Annotated in this window: 19 protein-coding genes and 1 tRNA gene; 3 read left to right on the top strand and 17 right to left on the bottom strand. The window is 68.1% G+C overall.

The window, feature by feature from the left end; translation table 11 throughout:
• Positions 1-1,153: 1,153 nt before the first annotated feature.
• Complete coding sequence (locus tag ACIQRL_RS34600) at positions 1,154-1,831, top strand: CDP-alcohol phosphatidyltransferase family protein (protein WP_401339018.1); 678 nt, start codon at positions 1,154-1,156, stop codon at positions 1,829-1,831.
• A gap of 941 nt (positions 1,832-2,772) precedes the next feature.
• On the opposite strand, the gene ACIQRL_RS34595 is transcribed toward ACIQRL_RS34600, so the two are convergent.
• The 3 genes from ACIQRL_RS34595 to ACIQRL_RS34585 form a co-directional block, all read right to left on the bottom strand.
• Positions 2,773-3,498, bottom strand: coding sequence for a hypothetical protein (locus ACIQRL_RS34595; protein WP_401339016.1), 726 nt, complete (start codon positions 3,496-3,498; stop codon positions 2,773-2,775).
• Between the two features lie 83 nt (positions 3,499-3,581).
• Positions 3,582-3,947: a hypothetical protein gene (locus ACIQRL_RS34590; protein ID WP_401339014.1), complete on the bottom strand. Its 366-nt coding sequence runs from the start codon at positions 3,945-3,947 to the stop codon at positions 3,582-3,584.
• Between the two features lie 594 nt (positions 3,948-4,541).
• Positions 4,542-4,623, bottom strand: a tRNA-Tyr gene (locus ACIQRL_RS34585).
• A gap of 202 nt (positions 4,624-4,825) precedes the next feature.
• On the opposite strand from ACIQRL_RS34585, the gene ACIQRL_RS34580 reads away from it, so the two are divergent.
• Positions 4,826-5,314, top strand: coding sequence for a YajQ family cyclic di-GMP-binding protein (locus ACIQRL_RS34580; RefSeq protein ID WP_401339012.1), 489 nt, complete (start codon positions 4,826-4,828; stop codon positions 5,312-5,314).
• A 300-nt stretch (positions 5,315-5,614) separates the two neighbouring features.
• On the opposite strand, the gene ACIQRL_RS34575 is transcribed toward ACIQRL_RS34580, so the two are convergent.
• Positions 5,615-5,881, bottom strand: a complete 267-nt coding sequence (locus tag ACIQRL_RS34575; RefSeq protein WP_401339010.1) for a GlsB/YeaQ/YmgE family stress response membrane protein — start codon at positions 5,879-5,881, stop codon at positions 5,615-5,617.
• Positions 5,882-6,070: 189 nt separating this feature from the next.
• On the opposite strand from ACIQRL_RS34575, the gene ACIQRL_RS34570 reads away from it, so the two are divergent.
• Positions 6,071-7,315: an APC family permease gene (locus ACIQRL_RS34570; protein WP_401339008.1), complete on the top strand. Its 1,245-nt coding sequence runs from the start codon at positions 6,071-6,073 to the stop codon at positions 7,313-7,315.
• Between the two features lie 4 nt (positions 7,316-7,319).
• On the opposite strand, the gene ACIQRL_RS34565 is transcribed toward ACIQRL_RS34570, so the two are convergent.
• The 13 genes from ACIQRL_RS34565 to ACIQRL_RS34505 form a co-directional block, all read right to left on the bottom strand.
• A complete protein-coding gene (locus tag ACIQRL_RS34565; protein WP_401339006.1) occupies positions 7,320-7,886 on the bottom strand; it encodes an SMI1/KNR4 family protein in 567 nt (188 codons plus the stop codon).
• A gap of 206 nt (positions 7,887-8,092) precedes the next feature.
• Positions 8,093-8,485: a YccF domain-containing protein gene (locus tag ACIQRL_RS34560; RefSeq protein ID WP_401339003.1), complete on the bottom strand. Its 393-nt coding sequence runs from the start codon at positions 8,483-8,485 to the stop codon at positions 8,093-8,095.
• Positions 8,482-9,345 carry a zinc metalloprotease HtpX gene (gene htpX, locus ACIQRL_RS34555; RefSeq protein ID WP_401339000.1) on the bottom strand — a complete coding sequence of 288 codons (864 nt, stop codon included), beginning with the start codon at positions 9,343-9,345 and terminating at the stop codon, positions 8,482-8,484. The genes ACIQRL_RS34560 and htpX overlap by 4 nt, the downstream gene beginning before the upstream one ends.
• Before the next feature lie 300 nt (positions 9,346-9,645).
• Positions 9,646-11,145, bottom strand: coding sequence for an NADH-quinone oxidoreductase subunit N (locus ACIQRL_RS34550; RefSeq protein ID WP_401338998.1), 1,500 nt, complete (start codon positions 11,143-11,145; stop codon positions 9,646-9,648).
• Positions 11,142-12,716: a NuoM family protein gene (locus ACIQRL_RS34545; RefSeq protein WP_401338996.1), complete on the bottom strand. Its 1,575-nt coding sequence runs from the start codon at positions 12,714-12,716 to the stop codon at positions 11,142-11,144. The genes ACIQRL_RS34550 and ACIQRL_RS34545 overlap by 4 nt, the downstream gene beginning before the upstream one ends.
• 6 nt (positions 12,717-12,722) lie before the next feature.
• Positions 12,723-14,714: an NADH-quinone oxidoreductase subunit L gene (locus ACIQRL_RS34540; RefSeq protein WP_401338994.1), complete on the bottom strand. Its 1,992-nt coding sequence runs from the start codon at positions 14,712-14,714 to the stop codon at positions 12,723-12,725.
• The gene (nuoK, locus tag ACIQRL_RS34535) at positions 14,711-15,091 is read right to left on the bottom strand and encodes an NADH-quinone oxidoreductase subunit NuoK (protein ID WP_401338992.1); all 381 of its coding nucleotides are present in this window, start codon (positions 15,089-15,091) and stop codon (positions 14,711-14,713) included. The genes ACIQRL_RS34540 and nuoK overlap by 4 nt, the downstream gene beginning before the upstream one ends.
• On the bottom strand, positions 15,091-15,768 hold the full coding sequence (locus ACIQRL_RS34530) for an NADH-quinone oxidoreductase subunit J (protein WP_401338990.1): 678 nt from the start codon (positions 15,766-15,768) through the stop codon (positions 15,091-15,093). Before ACIQRL_RS34530 ends, nuoK begins: the two co-directional genes overlap by 1 nt.
• Positions 15,765-16,454, bottom strand: a complete 690-nt coding sequence (locus ACIQRL_RS34525; RefSeq protein WP_401338988.1) for a NuoI/complex I 23 kDa subunit family protein — start codon at positions 16,452-16,454, stop codon at positions 15,765-15,767. The genes ACIQRL_RS34530 and ACIQRL_RS34525 overlap by 4 nt, the downstream gene beginning before the upstream one ends.
• Positions 16,455-16,456: 2 nt before the next feature.
• On the bottom strand, positions 16,457-17,425 hold the full coding sequence (locus ACIQRL_RS34520; protein ID WP_401338987.1) for an NADH-quinone oxidoreductase subunit H: 969 nt from the start codon (positions 17,423-17,425) through the stop codon (positions 16,457-16,459).
• Entirely contained in the window at positions 17,422-19,008 is a 1,587-nt protein-coding gene (locus ACIQRL_RS34515) for an NADH-quinone oxidoreductase subunit C (protein WP_401338984.1), read from the bottom strand. Before ACIQRL_RS34515 ends, ACIQRL_RS34520 begins: the two co-directional genes overlap by 4 nt.
• Positions 19,005-19,790: an NADH-quinone oxidoreductase subunit B gene (locus ACIQRL_RS34510; RefSeq protein ID WP_401338981.1), complete on the bottom strand. Its 786-nt coding sequence runs from the start codon at positions 19,788-19,790 to the stop codon at positions 19,005-19,007. Before ACIQRL_RS34510 ends, ACIQRL_RS34515 begins: the two co-directional genes overlap by 4 nt.
• Positions 19,781-20,194: an NADH-quinone oxidoreductase subunit A gene (locus ACIQRL_RS34505; RefSeq protein WP_401338979.1), complete on the bottom strand. Its 414-nt coding sequence runs from the start codon at positions 20,192-20,194 to the stop codon at positions 19,781-19,783. Before ACIQRL_RS34505 ends, ACIQRL_RS34510 begins: the two co-directional genes overlap by 10 nt.
• Positions 20,195-20,440: the final 246 nt, after the last annotated feature.

The raw sequence follows: 20,440 nt of genomic DNA, 5'->3' as shown, positions 1-20,440 counted from the left end.
AATACGCCCAGTATGAGGACGACCCTCCGCCTTGCGATGCACCGCATCTGACGCCGCGCGCTGATCCACCGGGGATTACGGGACAGCCCTTAGGCAGCAGCTTTACAGCGGGCGCCGTCCAGTTCCTGTGACCTGCGGATTCACCCGTTCTCGCCGTCCCTGGGGCACACCTGGGGGAAACAGGGTCCTGACCACCTTGCCTACAGGCTGCACCAGCGACCGGCCACCGCCGAGGCCAGTGGACAGCGGGAACGGAAGCATGGAGTAAGGCGGCTAAGCCCCCACCAGCACCGCGGCATCAGCAGCGGACGCGGCTTGGGCCGGTAGACGCTGCCACCAATCAAGCTTCGCAAGCAGCTCCTCACCCGGAGGAGGCCGACCCAACGCGGCGCCTAAAAACATGAACCGCCAACCATGGAGGCACTGCGTTCCCGATCTGCTACCCAATGCGGCGACAGGACCATGGCTAGTCAGCAGGCCTGAAGACGTCTGACCTCGGAGTAACTGAACAGATCCAGTTTAGAACCTTCGAGGGAAACGACAAGATTGCTGATTGGCCGCCAGCCAGAGCAAACGGCCAATCAAAAAAATAGAGCCTCAAAAACAAACCCCTAGGGGTTTAGCTCCAACGCTGATTCTTACCACCATTATCGGGCAGCGTATAGACAGATCCAGACGAATTGCTATCCAGAATACGCCCAGTCTCCTTATTCTTCAGCCGCCATCCGGTGGAAGTCTTCGTTTCGTACCACTTCTGATGGTCGTTGCTGTTGCAGGAAATCGCGTACACGGACCCCGTGGATTTACTGTCCAGGCAGTGAGATCCCGTACTGAATCCGGTCCATTCAAGAGTAAACGAACCGTCGGAGTTCTTGGTTTCGTCCCATCCGCCGACGTTTCGTTCATCCGTGGACACCCGCTTTACCGTATGGCACAAATTGACCCGTTCTGCGTAAGTTGTCTCTACGGCGCATAAAAAGTGTCTGCTCGCGTATCGTCATCCAGCAGCTCCCCATGCGGGTATTCGGCGCCCCCTCTACCCTCCGGTCGCTAGCCGCTCCCCAAACAACATCGAGCCTCTGGTAGGATCAAATAACGTCTATTTTAAGACTCGAAAAATCCGGGCATTAGGGCCCGAGCTGGAGGCGGGGAAATGGAAGAAAGCCACCTCGACAGGGTGCTGACAATTCCTAACGCGTTGAGCGCCCTACGTGTCGCCGGAGTTCCGATATTCCTGTGGCTCGTCCTTCAACCCTACTTTGGCAATACAAGTCTTGATGGTTGGGCTATCGCTCTTCTGGTAGTAAGTGGTGCCACCGATTACCTTGACGGAAAGCTGGCTCGTCGCTGGAATCAGGTAACCCGCCTTGGTCAAATCCTGGATCCGGCAGCCGACCGGCTTTATACGATCTCTACGCTGCTTGCGCTACTGCTGCGAGACATCATCCCTTGGTGGTTTCTGGTACTGCTTCTCGCGCGTGACGTATTCATGGCTCTCAATATCACATCTTTGCGCAAGATCGGGTATGGACCGCTCAAGGTCAACTTTATCGGGAAAGCCGCCACCTTTAACTTGATGTACGCATTTCCACTGCTTCTTTTGGCCGACGGTGGGGACTCGTTGGCCAACTTTGCGCGGATAGTTGGATGGGCGCTGGCGATTTGGGGGGCTGGACTGTACTGGTGGTCCGCGGGGCTTTACACGACTCAAGTACGCAGACTGAAGTCGACCGCGCTTGGCACAGGCGGAACCTCTAGTGCGGTTGGGGGCCCAGCAAAAGACCCCGTCTCTCTGCCCCTCCGCGGCAGTCGCGAATCGCGGGAGTCTTGAAGTCTCTATTACTCCCACTCCGGGCCTACGAAACAGCTGAAATCCACGAACTGATCCGTCGTGAGATCGTGCGTCGAATTACGTCTCCAGGCTCGCAGGCAATTCAACCAAATCCCGTCGAGCAGCACGATCGGGCTCTGAAGGCTGTCAACGATCTGGCGTCTTGGCTGGGAGTGACGCAGACCAAAGCAGCTGACTCGGCAGGGGGATATCGCCGCTCGTATTACAACTGACTCAAAGGGGCCATTCCGTACAGGGCGACGACACTGAACCTATTTGAAGCGCACGCTTTCGTGGCGTCTCTTGTCGACGCCATCAAGGGTAGAGGCGCGAGGGAATGGTTCCTCATGCCATACACCGATGGCACGAGGCTAGACCTCTTGGGCAGCTTTGAAGGCAGAGCCACTCTGAGTCGAATCGTCAGCTCGGTGACCTTTACGGCACCTGACACGGGCCCAGAGTGGAGCCCTGACGATGAGCTAACTCACACTCCGCCGCCTAGCGCCAACAAAGAACCCCTTAAGCCTCGTTTGGTGCAGCGGCCAAAGAGAGGCTACAAGCAGTGAAGGACCAGGCAGCGAAGGACGTTTCTCGGCATGTTGGAGGGCACTAGTTTTTATCAGGGTGCGTCTTCAGCCGAGCACTGGAACAACGCTCCCGAGCTGCGGTGCGGCAGATCTACGATCCGTACGAGCTTGAAGCCCGCAGCCGGGTAGTACCGGTGCAGCCCTGCGTTGCCCTTCCGCGCGTCCGGTCGGAGCCATTTCTTGCCCTGAGTCGCCGTGCGGTCTGCCGCTGGCCTGTAGGGGGTGTCTTGCTAGTTGTGGCGGCGACAGCCGATCATCAACCCATGAGACCCGAAGTGCAGGCAACGGAGGTCTCATCTCCGGAATCTGAGGGCCCCGGCTCGTAAGGCCAGGGCTTTTCTCTACAAGCGGCGATCACCAGTGACAAAAGGCGACGGACGCGTCGTCGCCCGACTTGTAGCGTGGCCACCGTCTCCCCGTGGGGTCCGTGGCCTCGGCCTTCCGGACGGTGTCGATCAGCTCCTGCGGCCCCCCAGACCGAAGCGTCGTGAAGACTTCGGACCACGTCGCAAGGGCGTACTCGGTGACGAGACGCGACACGCCGTCAGACAGGACCGCTGCGGCGCGTACGGCATCGGCGGGGGTGGTGCCCACAGTCGCGTGATCTGCCGCTTCCGGGCGCGCTGCCGCCACCCAGTAGCCAGTTGGCGTGTTGCGGGTTTGCCTCTGCGCGGTAATGAAACGCCGCAGAGCCTCTTTGTGCTCTGCCGTATGGGTCTCGTACTGCTCGACCTCGGCCCGCAGCTCGGGAAGGACTTCGTCCACCTGTAGGTCAGTGATCACGCTGAAGCCCTGGTGCCCTTCGAGCACGACAGGCGAGTCCGCCAAGACGAGGTGATCCAGAACCCCGCTGCGTTGCCGAAGGACTGCGACCGTTGCCGAGGGCGTCCCCGGGTGGCCCAAGTCGCATTCAGGGTGCAGCGCTGCCACCCGTTCGAGCGCACCCGCCAAGCCGGCCGCGAGCGAGGAACCCGGGTCCGCCAAAGCCGCGACGAGCTGACTGCCGAGGTGGGCCACGTACCACGGGACGCCGTGGCGGCATCCCGTGTCCAGGCCCGCCGTGCTGAGTCCGTCCAGCACGACGGCGAGACTTGGCGTAGCTGCCACCCAGTCCTCATTGGGAGCGGCTCCACCGGGTTGGGTGTCAATGGCGACGCGCATCCTCAGCCTTCGTGTCTGTACAGCGGGGTGACGCGTCGACTCTCCAGCACTTCGAGCGTCTTCGGGTCGTAACGGCACGAAATCAAGGTGGAGAAGCGGCGCGTGCGGACCTCTCGATATAGCTCTGCCAGGTTGTTTTCCAGGAAGTGAACGACTCCACTCGCCCCGATGGCATGGACGCCGGCGATGTAGAGGAACGTCCCCTTACCGTCCAGGCGAGGGAGTCGCCCCAGGTAGCCAACGTCGCCGTCCGACCCGTCCACGTCGAAGGCTGACCGGTACGTCTTCCCGTCCACCTGGTCGACCACGTGCCACGCTCTGTCCTTCTCAAACCGAAGGCTGTCATCCCCTTCGAGTACCTGGGCCACGATCGGGGAGCGGCGCGGACCGCAGATGACGACGTGGTTGTCCTGGTTGAGATTGACGATTCCCGTTGGGGGATCACCTCGTACTGCGCGTCAAGCTTCATGCCGATGACCAGCTTGCGCAGGAGTTCGAAGTTGTTCAGGTCCTCCCGGGTGACTACCTCGCTGGGGTGCTGATCGGGCCCCTTGCCCCCTTCGTACATGCCGGCGACCGACACGGTGACCAGGTCTGTGCCGAAGCTTCGATCGCTTCCCGGCGGATGCGCGACAGCTCGTTCACGTGGCTCTGATACCGCGCCATCAGGTCGATTGCAGCTTTGGCGCGGTCAGCGGGGTCCGTGACCCCAGAGACCTTCTCCATGTCGTCCTGAACGAACAGCCGGATCGACGCGGCCCTTCGGGAGTGGAACGAGCCGGAGTGATCAAGCTCTCCCCCGGGGGACACCTGGGGGACACGCACTGATCAGAGGTGGGATACGGGCCGGTACGAGGTGAGGCACGTCCACTCCCCGTCCACACCGAATCGAACGGAAGCAGGAACGAAGAAACCCCCTCCGACCAGCCATTGAGGCTGGTCGGAGGGGGTTTTCCCTACTGTGGCGGCGCCAGGGTTCGAACCTGGGTAGGCTAAGCCGGCAGATTTACAGTCTGCTCCCTTTGGCCACTCGGGCACACCGCCGGGGTTGCTGCCCCTGAGCCCCACTCTTCGGCGGTGCTCCTTGGCAACGACGTAAACGATACCTGATGCCCAGGGATGCTTCGCCACCCAATTGATCGACGTTTGGAGGGAGGGGGGTGGCTAGGCTTATGCGGATGCGGCCGGAGGCCTACGCCGGGCTCGACCGCCGCCCCTACGCACCCGATACAAGGAGCCACAGGACATGGCCGACTCCAGTTTCGACATCGTCTCGAAGGTCGAGCGGCAGGAGGTCGACAACGCCCTCAACCAGACCGCCAAGGAGATCTCGCAGCGCTACGACTTCAAGAACGTCGGCGCTTCCATCTCCTGGTCCGGCGAGAAGATCCTCATGGAGGCGAACTCCGAGGAGCGGGTGAAGGCCATCCTCGACGTGTTCGAGACCAAGCTGATCAAGCGGGGCATCTCGCTGAAGTCGCTGGACGCCGGTGAGCCCCAGCTCTCCGGCAAGGAGTACAAGATCTTCGCGACGATCGAGGAGGGCATCTCCCAGGACAACGCGAAGAAGGTGGCGAAGATCATTCGCGACGAGGGCCCCAAGGGCGTGAAGCCCCAGGTGCAGGGCGACGAGCTGCGCGTCAGCTCGAAGAGCCGTGACGACCTCCAGGCCGTCCAGGCTCTCCTCAAGGGCAAGGACTTCGACTTCGCCCTGCAGTTCGTGAACTACCGGTAGAACGCCGGGCACGCCGGGGACGCCCCGGTACGCCTGGCATGCCCTGGTACGCCGGCTGCGACGAGCGCACACCGGCACCGGGGTGACAGCGGCCGCGGCCGCGCTTCGCCAACCTCACTTCAGAGGCGGGTCGTTGCGGCCGTTCCGTCGCGTGACGGGTCTTGTTCTGGCCGCTTCGTGCGCGTACCCGAGACGTGGCCGAAGCGGTGGTTGAAGCAGTGGCCGAAGCTTCGAGGAAGGGTGGGCACCCACGCGTGCCCGCCCTTCTCGGCTGTGGACCGACGTCTCTGGGACGGGTGCTCAGCGGCGCGAGTCGCCGAACAGGACGCGGTAGAGGATGAGCAGCACGAGCGAGCCGCCGATGGCCGCGGCCCAGGTGGCGCCGTCGTAGAAGTGCTTGGTGATGGGATGGTCCAGCCAACGGGCCGATATCCAGCCGCCGATGAACGCGCCCACGACACCGATGACGGTCGTTCCGATGAAGCCTCCCGGGTCGCGCCCCGGGAGCAGGAACTTGGCTATGGCGCCTGCCAGCAACCCCAGAATGATCCAGCTGATGATGCCCATGTCCTGAGCCTGCCCCTCCGTGCTCTCTCCACGCTGTCCCGGCCCTGTGAGTTCGGTCCGGGCGGGCCGTGCCCGGGCTGTCCGTGTCCGGTGCGGTCACGCGTGTACCGATGTTGAGTTGATGCCCTGTTGATGAACAGGACGTCGCCGCGGCTCCCGCCGGTTGCAGTGATCAGTAGGGTGCGGCCCATGACTCAGTCCAGTCCCGAATTGCGCCGCACCCTGGGTGTCGGGGATGCCGTGCTCATCGGGCTCGGCTCGATGATCGGTGCCGGGATCTTCGCCGCGCTCGGCCCCGCCGCGCGTGCGGCCGGATCCGGGCTCCTGCTCGGACTCGCTGTCGCCGCCGTCGTCGCCTACTGCAACGCGATGTCCTCGGCACGGCTCGCCGCCCTGTACCCGGCTTCCGGCGGTACGTACGTCTACGGGCGTGAGCGGCTCGGCGTCTTCTGGGGATATCTGGCGGGCTGGTCGTTCGTCGTCGGCAAGACAGCCTCCTGCGCGGCGATGGCGCTCACCGTGGGCGCGTACGTCTGGCCGGCGCACGCCCACGCAGTGGCGGTCGCCGCCGTGGTCGCGCTGACCGCCGTGAACTACGGCGGCATGCGGAAGTCGGCCTGGCTGACGCGGGCGATCGTGGCAGTGGTCCTAGCGGTCCTCGCTTCCGTGGTCGTCGGGTGTCTCGGCTCGGACGTCTCCGACGCCGGGCGGCTGGGCGTCGGACTGTCGTCCGGAGTGAGCGGAGTGCTTCAGGCGGCGGGGCTGTTGTTCTTCGCGTTCGCCGGGTACGCGAGGATCGCGACGCTCGGTGAGGAGGTGCGGGATCCGGCGCGCACCATCCCGCGCGCGATCCCGTTGGCTCTGGGCATCGCGCTCGTGGTGTACGCGGCGGTCGCCGTCGCTGTCCTTTCGGTGCTCGGATCGGCCGGGTTGGGGCTCGCCCCGGCGCCGTTGGCGGACGCCGTCCGGGCGGCCGGGCTGCCAGGGCTCGTGCCGGTGGTACGGGTGGGGGCCGCCGTGGCCGCGCTCGGTTCTCTCCTCGCCCTGATCCTGGGTGTCTCGCGGACCACGCTGGCCATGGCCCGCGACCGTCATCTGCCGGGCGCCCTGGCCGCCGTGCACCCGCGCTTCCAGGTGCCGCACCGGGCGGAACTGGCCGTGGGCGCGGTGGTTGCGGTGCTGGCCGCGACAGTGGATGTGCGTGGCGCGATCGGCTTCTCCTCCTTCGGTGTGCTGGCGTACTACGCGATCGCCAACGTCTCCGCCTGGAACTTGAGTTCGGCTCCGGCGTCTCGGGTCGTGCCGGCGCTCGGACTGCTCGGATGCGTGACGCTGGCGTTCGCCCTGCCCGGGGTTTCGGTGGTCTTGGGCGCGGCCGTCCTCGCGGTTGGGGCGGCGGCATACGGCGCACGGCGGTGGGCGGGTCCGCGCTAGCGGGTCAGGAAGCCTGCGTCACCGTCGTACGTATGTGGAGGTCGGGCCACAGAGGGAGGTCGGCTCCGTCGCTGGACTCCTCGTACCAGCCCGTTCCCTCGATCCAGGCGAGCAGCCAGGTCGCGAGACTCGGTGCGTCCACATACCAGGCGTGGTCGGGCTCGTCGGCGTTCGGCTCGTAGAGCAGGACCGTGCCGTCGGGGCTCTGGCAGTCCACGCACGCGTACATTCCACAGCCCCAGTGGGATATCGGCAGAACCCCCGCGGGCCACGGCCACTCGGGGTCCTTGCGGCCGCTCTCGCGGCTGGCCAGATACTGCTGAACGACCGCGGGCTCGCCGGAGGGCGGGCCGTCGAGCAGGGGCAACAGACCGTATTCCGGACCGAATCCGCCGTCCCCTATCCGCAGGTAGAGCGCGGCGAGCAGAGCGGGCAGCGGGAAGCCGAGGACGGCCTCGGCGCGGGCGACCTCAGCCGGGCCCACGGGCGCGGGGAGCGAAGGCCAGCCCCACGGGCGGGTGTTACGGGCCTCCACAGCGACCCGTTCCAGCAATTGCTCGATTTCGGTCATGGGTTCATCATGCAGCGCGCCACTGACAATCGGGGAGCCTATGGACAACCCTCACGCGAGACGGACGTCCCCGGCGTTTTCGGCACCGCGAGCGAGGAGGGCGGGGAAGCCGAGAGAGTCCGGGAAGGCCCTCCGGGTCGGCGGTGGCGCCGACCGGACGTGGGCCCGCCGGGGGACCTGGCCCGTGCCCCGGCGGGCCCGTACGGCTAGCGCGACGCGAACGGCTGGTCCGTGCGCACGATTTCGCGCCCCAGCGGGAACAGCGAGACCGGGATGAGCTTGAAGTTGGCGATACCGAACGGGATGCCGATGATCGTCAGGCACATCGCGATGCCCGTGACGATATGGGCCAGGGCGAGCCACCAGCCCGCGAGGACCAGCCACAGGACGTTGCCGATGCAGGACGGCGCACCGGCGTCGTGGCGCTCCACCGTCGTATAGCCGAACGGCCACAGCGCGTAGACGCCGATGCGGAACGCGGCGATGCCGAACGGGATTCCGATAATGGTGATGCAGAGGATGACGCCTGCGGCCAGGTATCCGAGGAACAGCCAGAAGCCGCTCAGGATGAGCCAAATGACGTTCAGAATTGTCTTCACGGCTGACGACCTGCCATCTGCTCGAGCCGGGAGATGCGCTCCGCCATCGGCGGATGCGTAGAGAACATCTTCGACATTCCCTGTCCCGGGCGGAAGGGGTTCGCGATCATCATGTGGCTCGCGGTCTCGATGCGCGGCTCGGGGGGCAGCGGCAGCTGCTTCGTGCCGGCGTCGAGCTTGCGCAGTGCGCTCGCGAGGGCGAGGGGGTCACCGGTGAGCTGGGCACCGGACGCGTCCGCCTCGTACTCCCTGGAGCGGCTGATGGCGAGCTGGATGAGGGAAGCGGCGAGCGGGCCCAGGATCATGACCAGGAGCATCCCGAGAATGCCGGGACCGTCGTCGTCGTTGGAGCGGCCGACCGGGATCAGCCAGGCGAAATTGACCAGGAACATGATCACGGAGGCGAGGGCGCCGGCCACGGACGAGATCAGGATGTCGCGGTTGTAGACGTGACTGAGCTCGTGGCCGATGACACCGCGCAACTCGCGCTCGTCCAGGATGCGCAGGATCCCCTCGGTGCAGCACACGGCCGCGTTGCGCGGGTTGCGGCCCGTCGCGAACGCGTTGGGCGCCTCCGTCGGTGAGATGTACAGGCGCGGCATGGGCTGGCGGGCCTGGGTCGAGAGATCGCGGACCATGCGGTACAGGGCCGGGGCCTCGAACTCACTCACCGGGCGGGCGCGCATCGCGCGTAGAGCCAGTTTGTCGCTGTTCCAGTACGCGTACGCGTTCGTCCCTATCGCGATGAACAGCGCGACGATCAGGCCAGTACGCCCGAAGAAGCTGCCGATGACGATGATGAGTGCGGACAGTCCCCCGAGGAGTACGGCTGTCCTGAGCCCATTGTGCCGGCGGTGCACGGTACGCCCTCCAAGTCGTGCGGCAGGGGAACCCATTGCCTGCTGATGCTCTGCTTCCACTCTTCAGTGGACCCTCCCGTACTGGTCAACGCCAGACGGAGAGCACTAGTTCCCTTGTGCGCACTGCCTGGCGCGTGGGCCGTCCGGGTGATTCGAAGGGCGGTGCGCACGCGCGCGTGCCACTTGAACGGGGCGGGGAAACCGGTTGGATCCGGCGGCCGAACTCCGTTGGGACCGGGACGGGAACCGGTCATGGCTTCGGGAAAGAGCCATCCGCGGAGGCGCTTCAGAAGAGCCGCTTCAGAAGAGAACGGTCTCCGAGAAGCGCAGGATCAGCTGGGGCGCCCCGGACAGGACGACACCCAGGACGGCCGTCACGGCGATGGCCGCGGTCAGCGGAACCGGTGCGCGGCGTGTGCCCGGCTCGCCCTCGGGAGCACGGAAGAGCAGCGTCGTCCACTGGAGGTAGTAGAAGAGCGCGATCACCACGTTGACGGCCATGACGACGGCCAGCCAGCCGAGCCCCGCGTCGACGGCCGCCGAGAAGACGGTCACCTTGGCGAACAGGCCGATGATGCCCGGCGGCAGACCGGCGAGGCAGAGCAGGAAGAAGCCGAGGACCAGTGCGGAGAGGGGGCTCTGGGCGTACAGGCCCCGGTAGTCGCTGACGCGGTTCAGGGGGCTTTGGCGGGCCACCAGGGCGGCCACGGCGAAGGCGCCGAGGTTGACGGCCGCGTACATGAGGGCGTACGCGACGGTGGAGCCGATGGCCTTCTGGGCGTCCTTGGAGTAGGCGGCGGCCGCGATCGGGACCAGGAGGTAGCCGGCCTGTCCGACGGAGGACCAGGCGAGCAGTCGTACAGCGCTGTACGCGCGCGTGGACTGCTGTCGCAGGGCGCCGACGTTGCCGACCGTCATGGTGAGGGCTGCCAGCGCCGCCAGCGCCGGGCCCCAGACGTCCGCGTACGAGGGGAAGGCGATGACGGTGACGAGGATCAGCCCGGAGAACCCGACGGCCTTGCCGATGACCGACAAGTAGGCGGCGATCGGCAGGGGCGCCCCTACGTAGGTGTCGGGCACCCAGAAGTGGAAGGGCACGGCGGCCGTCTTGAACGCGAAGCCGACGAGGGTGAGGACGACGCCGGTCTGGGCGAGAGTCTGGAACTGGCCGTCGACGTGCTGGATCCGGTCCGCGACCTGAGTGAGGTAGAGGGTGCCGGTCGTCGCGTAGACGAAGCTGACGCCCATCAGGCTCACCGCGGTCGCGGTGACGGAGGACAGGAAGAACTTCAGGGCCGCTTCCGAGGACTTCTTGTCGCCGCGCTTGATGCCGACGAGCGCGAAAGCGGGCAGCGAGGCGACTTCCAGGGCGACGATGAGGGTCGCGAGGTCGCGGGAGGCGGGCAGCAGGGCGGCACCCGCGGCCGAGGAGAGGAGCAGGAACCAGTACTCCCCTTCAGGGAGTTCCCGGTCGGCGTCCTTCAGCGCGGTGACCGACAGCAGGGCGACGAGGAGCGCGCCGCCGAGAACCAGGAGCTGGATGGCCAGGGTGAAGCGGTCCGCCACGTAGCTGCAGGTGTCCGCGTCGCCCGTCAGGCAGAACGTGGCCCGGTCGCCGTCCCGGAGGGGCAGCAGCAACAGCGCGGAGGCGGCGAGGCCGGCCACGGACATCCAGCCGAGTACGGCCTTCCTCGCGTCGCCGATGAAGAGATCGGTGACGAGCACGACGATTCCGACGACCGCCGCGAGGGTGGGCGGCGCGATGGCGAGCCAGTCGACGGACTGGACCAGGGAACTCATCGGGTGCCTCCTGCGAGGAGCTGCTGTACGGCCGGGTCGGTCAGGCCGAGCAGGGCCCGGGGCCACAGACCGGCGACGACCGTGAGGACGACGAGCGGCGTCCAGGCCGCGAACTCGTAGTTCTGGACGTCGGCGAGTTTCGGCGACCCCTTCGGCGTCGCGCCCATGCAGACGCGGCGTACCACGATGAGCATGTACGCGGCGGTGAGCAGGGTGCCGAACGCGGCGATCGCCATGAACGTCAGATAAGCGGGACGGCTGAGGCCGGCGGCGGGCTCGAACGCGCCGAACATCGCCAGCATCTCGCCCCAGAACCCTGCGAGGCCGGGCAGCCCGAGCGAGGCGACCGCGGCGAAGGCCAGCAGGCCGCCGAGGCGCGGGGCCTTGCCGTACAGCGCGGCGCCCGTCTCCTCGGCGAGGGTGTCGAGGCCGGTGGTGCCCGTGCGGTCCTTCAGCGCTCCGACGAGGAAGAAGAGGAGGCCGGTGATGAGGCCGTGGGCGATGTTGGCGAACAGCGCGCCGTTGACGCCGGTCGGGGTCATCGTCGAGATGCCGAGCAGGACGAAGCCCATGTGGCCGACGGAGGAGTAGGCGATGAGCCGCTTGAGGTCGCCCTTCGCGCCCTGTTTGGCGAGGGCCAGGCAGGCCAGGGAGCCGTAGATGATCCCGACCACGGCGAAGGCGGCGAGGTAGGGGGCGAAGGTCCGGAAGCCGTCCGGCGCGATGGGCAGCAGGATCCGGACGAACCCGTACGTGCCCATCTTCAGCATGACGCCGGCCAGCAGGACGGAGCCGACGGTCGGAGCGGCGGTGTGGGCGTCGGGCAGCCAGCTGTGCAGCGGCCACATCGGCGTCTTGACCGCGAGCCCGATTCCGATCGCCAGAACGGCGGTGACCTGCACGGATGTACTCAGCGACCGGCCGTTGTCAGTGGCGAGTGCCACCATGTCGAATGTGCCCGCTTTGATTCCGATCAAGAGCAGGCCTAGCAGCATGACGACCGAACCGAGCAGGGTGTAGAGGATGAACTTCCAGGCCGCGGCCTGGCGCTGGGCACCGCCCCAGCGGGCGATGAGGAAGTACATCGGGATGAGGACGGTCTCGAACGCGAGGAAGAACAGCAGCAGATCGAGGACGGCGAAGGTCGCGAGCGTGCCGGACTCGAGGACGAGCACCAGTACGACGAATGCCTTCGGGGTCGGGCCCGCGGGCATCTTGAAGTAGGAGTACAGCGCGCAGAGGAAGGTCAGCAGCGCGGTCAGGACCAGAAGGGGGAGGGAAATGCCGTCGACGCCGATGTGGATCCGCACGTGGAGTGCGGGGATCCAGCTGATGTCCGTCGTGGCCTGCATCTTCGACGGATGGTCGTGGTCGAAGCCGAGTGCGAGGACGATCGCGGCGATGAGGACCACGCCCGTGACGGTCACGCCGTGCCGCAGCACCGCCTGCTCGGGCGACTTCCCCTTCAGTCCGGGCGGGGCCGGCAGAAGGGTCGCGGCGGCCCCGATGAGCGGGCCGACGACGATCAACGCGAGAAGAATCTGCATCACGGATTCACTGATATCGATCACGCCTGCTCACGCTCCCGTGGCGACGAGGAGGGCGGCGACCACCAGGACGACGGTGCCGGCGAGCAGCGCGCTCACATAGGTCTGCACATTGCCGGTCTGCGCACGCCGTACGGCCGTGCCGAGCCAGCGGGGTAGGGCGCCCGCACCGCGTACATAGGTGTCGACGACCTCTCGGTCGAGGAACCGGACGAGCGATGCTCCAGCCTGGACCGGGCGGACGAACAGCACGGTGTACACGGCGTCGAGGTGGAAGCCGACGGCCGCGTGGCGGTGCAGCGGGCCGAGCAGCAGTCGGCCCGGGTCCGCCGGGTCGGGGGCGTAGGCCACATCCCCGAAGGCGGGTGCGTGGGCGGCGATGGCCTCGGCCTCGACCTGTCCGCCATCGGCGCCGGGGTGGGCCGCGACCGAACCCAGGGGAACGCTGGCCGCCAGGGCGGTGGTGTGCCGCCAGGCTCCGTAGGTGACGATCCCGCCGACCAGGGCGAGTCCCGTGCCGAGCACGGAGGTGGTGAGGACCGGCGTCAGGTCGAGGCCGTCGAACCAGTCGGGCAGCGGGCCGAAAGCCAGACCGAACGCGAGCGAGGGGATGGCGAGCACCCACAGCACGGCCGTCATGGTGATCGGCTGTCTGCCGTGGTCCGGGGCCTCGGCTCCGTGTCCGCGGAAGGCCAGTAGCCACAGCCGGGTCGCGTACGCGGCGGTGAGGACGGCGGTGACCAGGCCGGTGACCAGGACGATCCAGCCGGAAGCGCCGGGCGCCTGCTCGGTGTGACCGGTGGCGACGTGTTCGGCGGCGCCGAGGACAGCCTCCTTGGAGAAGAAGCCGCTGAAGGGAGGGATCGCGGCGAGCGCGAGCAGCGCGACGGTCATCGTCCAGTAGGCGTCGGGGACGCGGGTACGCAGGTCCTTCATCCGGGACATGACGGCCAGCGAGTTGGTGCCGGAGGCGTGGATGATCACGCCGGCGGCGAGGAACAGCAGCGCCTTGAAGGCGCCGTGCGCGAGGAGGTGGAAGACGGCGGCACCGCGGTCGCCGACGGCGAGGGCGCCGGCCATGTAGCCGAGCTGACCGATCGTCGAGTAGGCGAGGACCCGCTTGATGTCGTCCTGGGCGAGCGCCGCGAGCCCCGAACCGACCATCGTGACACCGGCCATGACGGCGAGCACGACCATCGCGGCCGCGGAGGCCTGGAAGACGGGGAGGAGACGGGCGACGAAGTAGATACCGGCGGCGACCATCGTCGCGGCGTGGATCAGCGCGGAGACGGGTGTGGGGCCCGCCATCGCGTCGGGCAGCCAGGTGTGCAGCGGGAACAGCGCCGACTTGCCCGCCACGCCCGCGAGGAGCAGCAGGGCGACCACGGTGGCGTGGTGCAGTCCGCCGCTCGCGACGGTGCCGAGGACTGCGGTGATCTGGAAAGAGCCGGCGTCGGTGGCCAGCGCGAACAGGCCGATGAGGAAGGGGACGTCGCCGAGTTTGGTGACCAGGAAGGCCTTGAGGGAGGCGGCGCGGGCTTCGGGTGTCTCCCAGTAGTGGCCGACCAGGAAGTACGAGCAGATGCCCATGACCTCCCAGCCGACGAGGAGAACCATCAGGTCGCCCGAATAGACGACGAGCAGCATCGCGGAGGTGAACAGGGAGACGAGAGCGGCGTACGAGGGGTAGCGCGGGTCGTCGCGCAGGTAGCCACTCGAGTAGATCTGCACGCAGGTGGCGACGACGCCGACGAGTACGGCGACGAGGGCCGCGAAGCCGTCGATGTACAGGCCCAGTTCGATGGGGACCGAGCCGGTCGGGGTGAGTTCGGTGTGCGTCTCGATGGCCTGGCCGCCGCCCTGGTGCACCGCGACCAGCACGGCGAGGACGAGCGAGGCGAGGGTCGGCAGGACGGCGAGCGGGCGGACGAAGCCCGGGGCCGTGCGGCCGAGGAGGAGTCCGGCCGCGGCGGCCAGGAACGGAAGGAGGGGGACGAGGACGGCGAGGGTGGTCGTGGTCACGCGGTGGCCTCAGCCTTCTCGGCCGCGGGGGCGTCGCTGTCGGGGTCGTCGGGGCCGTGGCCCTCGGCGGTGGCGCGGAGCTTGTCGATGTCCGAGGTGCCGCCGTTGCGGTACACGGCGAGGACGATCGCCAGGCCGATGCCGATCTCGGCGGCGGCGATGGCGATGGTGAACAGGGTCAGTGCCTGGCCGGAGTGCAGCGTGTCGCGGGCGGCCTTGGAGAGCCAGACGTCGAAGGCGACGAGGTTCAGGTTGACGGCGTTGAGCATCAGCTCGACCGACATCAGGACCAGGATCGCGTTGCGTCGCGCGAGGACTCCGTACAGGCCCGTGCAGAACAGGAGGGCGGCGAGCACGGCGGGATAGGCGAGGTGCATCAGCGGGCACCTTCCGTGTCTTGCGTGGCTCGCTTGCCGTCACGGGTTCCGGGGACGCGCGGCGTGGTCGTCGCACTCGTCGCGGCGGCGTCCGCCTTCGCCTTGCGGGAGAGAACGATCGCGCCGACCAGGGCGGCGAGGAGGAGGACGGAGAGCGCTTCGAAGGGGAGGACCCAGTTCTGGAAGAGGCTCGCTCCGGTCACCTCGGTGGAACCGGCGGCGGCGCCGTTGAGATCGACCCAGGTCGTACGGAAGGCGTCGACGACGACCCAGACGAGGGCGCCTGCCGAGGCGACGGCGACGGTCAGGGCTGCCCAGCGGTTGCCGGAGTCGGCGTCCGGGGAGCGGCCGATCGGGGCCCTGGTGAGCATCAGACCGAACAGAAGGAGGACGACGACGGAACCGACGTAGATGAGGACCTGCACCCAGGCGATGAACTCGGCTGTCAGCAGCAGGTATTCGACGGCGAGGCCGCCGAGGGCGACCACCAGCCACAGTGCGGCGTGCACCAGTTGCTTGGTGGTGACGGTGACGATCGCGGCGCCGAAGGTGAGCAGGCCCACGAGGAGGAAGGCGATCTCGACGCCGGTCGGGGAGAGGAAGCCGCGGTGTTCGGCGGCGAACGTGGTGCTCGCGTGGGCCGCCGTGGCCGTGGCTGCTGCTGCTGCGAGGGTCACGACTGTTCCTCCTGCGGACCGGAGGGGGGCGTGGCCGGGGGCTCGGCCGGAGCGGAGGCCGAGGGATCGGCCTGTGCTGCCTGCTCGGCCTCCGCTGCCCGGGCAGCGCGGGCTGTCTCCTCGGCTTGCCCTGCCTGTGCTGCTTGCTGGGCCTGTGCTGCCTGCTCGGTGGCGAGTTTGTCGGCGGTCTTGCGGGCGGCGGCGATTTCCTTGGGTTCTTCGGCGCCGGGGTCGAGGGCGGGCGGGGCCGGGACGGTCCACATCCACTCGCGGAGCTTGTCGCGTTCGTGGGTGAGTTCGTGGATGTCGGTCTCCGCGTACTCGAACTCCGGGGTCCAGAACAGCGCGTCGAAAGGACAGACCTCGATGCAGATACCGCAGTACATGCACAGGGCGAAGTCGATGGCGAAGCGGTCGAGGACGTTGCGGCTGCGCTCGCGGCCACCCGGGGCGGCGGGCGGGACCGTCTCCTTGTGGGAGTCGATGTAGATGCACCAGTCCGGGCACTCGCGGGCGCACAGCATGCAGACCGTGCAGTTCTCCTCGAAGAGGGCGATGACGCCGCGGGTGCGGGGCGGGAGTTCGGGCTGGGCGTCCGGGTACTGCGCGGTGACGGTCTTCTTCGTCATCGTGCGGAGGGTGACGGCCAGGCCCTTGGCGAGGCCGGAGCCAGGAATGGGGGCCATGGTTACGCGATCACCACCTTGACGATGCCGGTGAGGGCGATCTGGGCGAGGGACAGAGGGACGAGGAGGGTCCAGGAGAGTTTCTGGAGCTGGTCCTCGCGCAGGCGGGGATAGGTGACGCGGAGCCAGATGACGACGAAGGCGAGGATCGCGCTCTTCAGGAGGGTCCAGACCCAGCCGAGGCCGTCGGCTCCCCAGGGGCCGTGCCAGCCGCCCAGGAAGAGGACGGTGGTCAGGCCGCACAGGACGACGATTCCGGCGTATTCGGCGAGCAGGAACAGGGCGAAACGCAGGCCCGTGTACTCGGTGTACGCGCCGAAGATGATCTCGGAGTCGGCGACGGGCATGTCGAAGGGGGGCCGTTGGAGTTCGGCGAGACCGGCGGTGAAGAACACGATCGCGCCGACGATCTGCCAGGGCAGCCACCACCACTGGAAGGCGTCCACGATGCCGGGGAGCGAGACCGTGCCGGCCGCCATCGCGACCGAGGCCGCGGTCAGGAGCATCGGGAGCTCGTACGCGAGGAGCTGGGCGGCGGTGCGGAGGCCGCCGAGGAGGGAGAACTTGTTGGCTGAAGCCCAGCCCGCCATGAGCGAGCCGAGGACGCCCACGCCCATGACGGCGAGGACGAAGAAGATGCCCGCGTCGACGACCTCGCCCACCGCGCCCTCACCCGGGCCGATCGGGATGACGAGGAGGACCAGGAGGTACGGGAGGAGGGCCACGGCGGGGGCGAGCTGGAAGATACGCCGGTCCGCGCCCGCCGGGACGATGTCTTCCTTCTGCGCGAACTTCACGCCGTCCGCGACGAGTTGGGCCCAGCCGTGGAAGCCGCCCGCGTACATCGGGCCGAGCCGGCCCTGCATGTGGGCCATCACCTTGTGCTCGGTCTGGCCGACGATCAGGGGGAACGTCAGGAACACGACGAAGATGACGAGGAGGCGTAGGGCGACGTCGAGAGCGTCGTTCACTGCGTACCTCCGGTGGTGTCGTCGGGGGCGGGGGCGGGGTTCGAGTCGGGAGCGGGGGGCGACTCCGGGTCGGTGGAATTCGAGCCCGCGGAGTTCGAGTCGGGGGATTTCCGGTCGGCGGATTTCGGGTCGGGGCCGGGCTTCGCCTTCGGCTCCTGCCCTGGCTCCGGCCCGGACTCCGGCCCGGGCATCGCCTCTGACCGGGGCTCGGATTCCTGCCCGGAATCCGGCTCGGGCCCAGACTTCGCCGCAGGGGTCGTCGCAGGCCCGGAATCCGGCTCGGGCTTGGACTCCGGTTCGGGCTTGGGCTCCGGTTCGGGCTCGGGTCCAGAATCGTGCTCGCCGTTCGCCTCAGGGGTCGGCGCGGGGCCGACCACGGGCTTCGGGTCCGGCGTCCCCTCCGGCGTCTTCGGTCCCCGGTCCGTCTTGGGTTCCGAGTCGTCGAACGCGGGCTTCGCCTGGTGCCAGGGAGCATCGGAGCTGCGCGGCGCGGCGGGCCTTCTGACGGGCGTCGTCGCCGAGCCAGGCTCGGCTGCCGGGGAGACACTCGCCGGAGCGGTCGGTTCGGAGGGAACCGTCGGTTCGGTGGGGGCCGTCGGCGCGGAGGAAGCCGCCGGATCCGTCGCAGCCGTCGGTTGGGAGGCCGGCGTCGGGTCCTTCGCAGCGGTCGGTTGCGAGGCAACCGTCGGGTCCGACGCAGGCGTCGGTTGCGACGCAGGCGTCCGGTCCGAAGAGGCTGTCGGGTCCGCAGGGGCTGTCTGTTGGGCCCGTTGGGTGGCGGAGCCCTGGCTTGCGCTGCGGGCTCGGCGGGCGGGCCGCGTGACCTCCGTGCCGGAGACGGCCCCCGCCCCGGCGGTAGCCGCGTCTGCGCCCGTAGCGCCCGCTGTCGCGCCGGCCTCGGCCGGGGCGGCGGGCGTCTGACTGGCCGAGCCCTCCCCCGCCGTACGGGCCCTGCGCACCGGGCGGTCGCCGGCGGGGCGGCCCGCGCCACGGGCCGGACGGGAGGGAGCCGGGGGGAGTTGACCCTTGAGGGGGCCCCACTCGTTGGGGTCAGGGACGCCGGGCGGCAGCATCTGGCGGCGCTTCGGGCCGCCGTGCTCGGACTCGCCGGGTTCCTTCGCGCCGGGCCAGGCCTTGGCGACGCGGGCGGCCAGGACGAAGTCCTTGCGGAGGGGGTGGCCTTCGAAGCCTTCCGGCAGGAGCAGGGGGTCGAGGCCGGGGTGGCCCTCGAAGGTCACGCCGAACATCTCGTGGGTCTCGCGCTCGTGCCAGGCGGCGCCCGCGTACACGGCAACCGCCGACGGGAGGACCGGAGCCGTGTGCGGGACGGTCGTACGGACGAGGAGGCGGCGTACCGGGGACAGGGCCACGACGTGGGCCGAGACGCGAAAGCCCGTGCCGGGTTCGTCGACGGCGCTCAGCCAGTCGAAGTAGGTGCAGCCGAGTGAGTCGCGGGCCGTCTCCAGGACCGCGATCCAGGAGGTCGGCGGTACGTCGACCGTCAGGACCTCGTACGACTCCTCGGCCGTGGAGTCGGGGCCGAAGAGTTCCTCGGCGGGGCCGGGGAGCCAGCCGACGGTCATCGGTCCTCCTCGCCGGGGGTGGTGCGATCGACCCCGGGGGCGGTCGAAGCCGCCCCGGGAGCGGTCGGATCCGTCGGAGCGCCGGTCGATTCGTTCCCGGAGGCGGCCGGACCGTTCCCGGATGCGGCGCGATCCCCCTGGGACACGGCCGGACCGTCCTCGGATGCGGCCGGCTTCTCCGTGGGCGACGCCGGTGGCTTCAGCAGACCGCTCTGGAGTGCGGCGGCCGACGGGCGCGGCGCGTCGGACCCGTAGCGCTCCCCCAGGGATTCCCGGGCGATCTTCTCCTGGAGCTTGAGGATGCCCTGGAGCAGTGCCTCGGGTCGGGGCGGGCACCCCGGAACGTAGACGTCGACGGGGATGATCTGGTCGACGCCCTTGGTGACGGAGTAGGAGTCCCAGTACGGGCCGCCGCAGTTGGAGCAGGCGCCGAAGGAGATGACGTACTTGGGCTCGGGCATCTGCTCGTACAGGCGCTTGACGGCGGGCGCCATCTTGTCCGTGACCGTGCCCGACACCACCATCAGGTCGGCCTGGCGGGGGCCCGGCGCGAACGGGATCACACCGAGGCGGATGAAGTCGTGGCGGGCCATCGACGCGGCGATGAACTCGATCGCGCAGCAGGCGAGGCCGAAGTTGAAGACCCAGAGCGAATAGCGGCGGCCCCAGTTCAGGACCACCTTCATGGGCTCGGGTGCGAGCCGGGCGAGCGCGCCGAGCCGCTTCGGCTCGGGCAGCGGCACCGGCGCCGACTGCTCCTGGGCGGAGGGGGTCACGTCCATGTCAGGACGCCCTTCTTGTATGCGTACAGCAGGCCCACGGCCAGGAAGCCGAGGAAGATGAACATCTCGACGAGCGTCGCGGCGCCGTAGCCGGGAGCGGCGAAGACCGTGGCCCAGGGGAAGAGGAAGATCGAGTCGACGGCGAAGATGACATAGAGGAAGGCGTACACGTAGTAGCGGACCTGGGTGTGGGCCCAGCCCTCGCCGACGGGGTCGACGCCGCACTCGTACGTCAGGAGTTTCTCGGGGGTGGGGATCACGGGCCGCAGCAGGCGGCCGGCCCCGAAGGCGACGGCGACGAACAGCACGCCCACGACGGCGATCAGCCCGACGACCGAGTAGGACTGGAAGTAGTCCGCCGCGACGACGGCCCCGGTCGCCGTGACAACGGTCGGTTCCGGCACGTCAGCCCCTCACTCCCTGACCTCGTTGCGCCCCGTCGTGCGCCGTCGCGCACTCTGTGATGCGCCATGTTCGACGATCTGTACGGACGGGAGTCTAGGGCCTGCTAAAGAGAGCGTAAGCAGCCCGTCACGCCTCGACCATCCCTCGACCACCGGTGACGCGTTCCCGTCTCACGGTGTGAACGGCTCCCGGCGGCACCCCGCCGTCACATCCCGTGCCGACTCGTCGGCACGTCGGTCCTCACC

Source organism: Streptomyces sp. NPDC091209 (assembly GCF_044757755.1).
In the GTDB taxonomy this organism is placed as follows: domain Bacteria; phylum Actinomycetota; class Actinomycetes; order Streptomycetales; family Streptomycetaceae; genus Streptomyces.
This window is presented reverse-complemented; position numbering and strand designations above follow the sequence as displayed.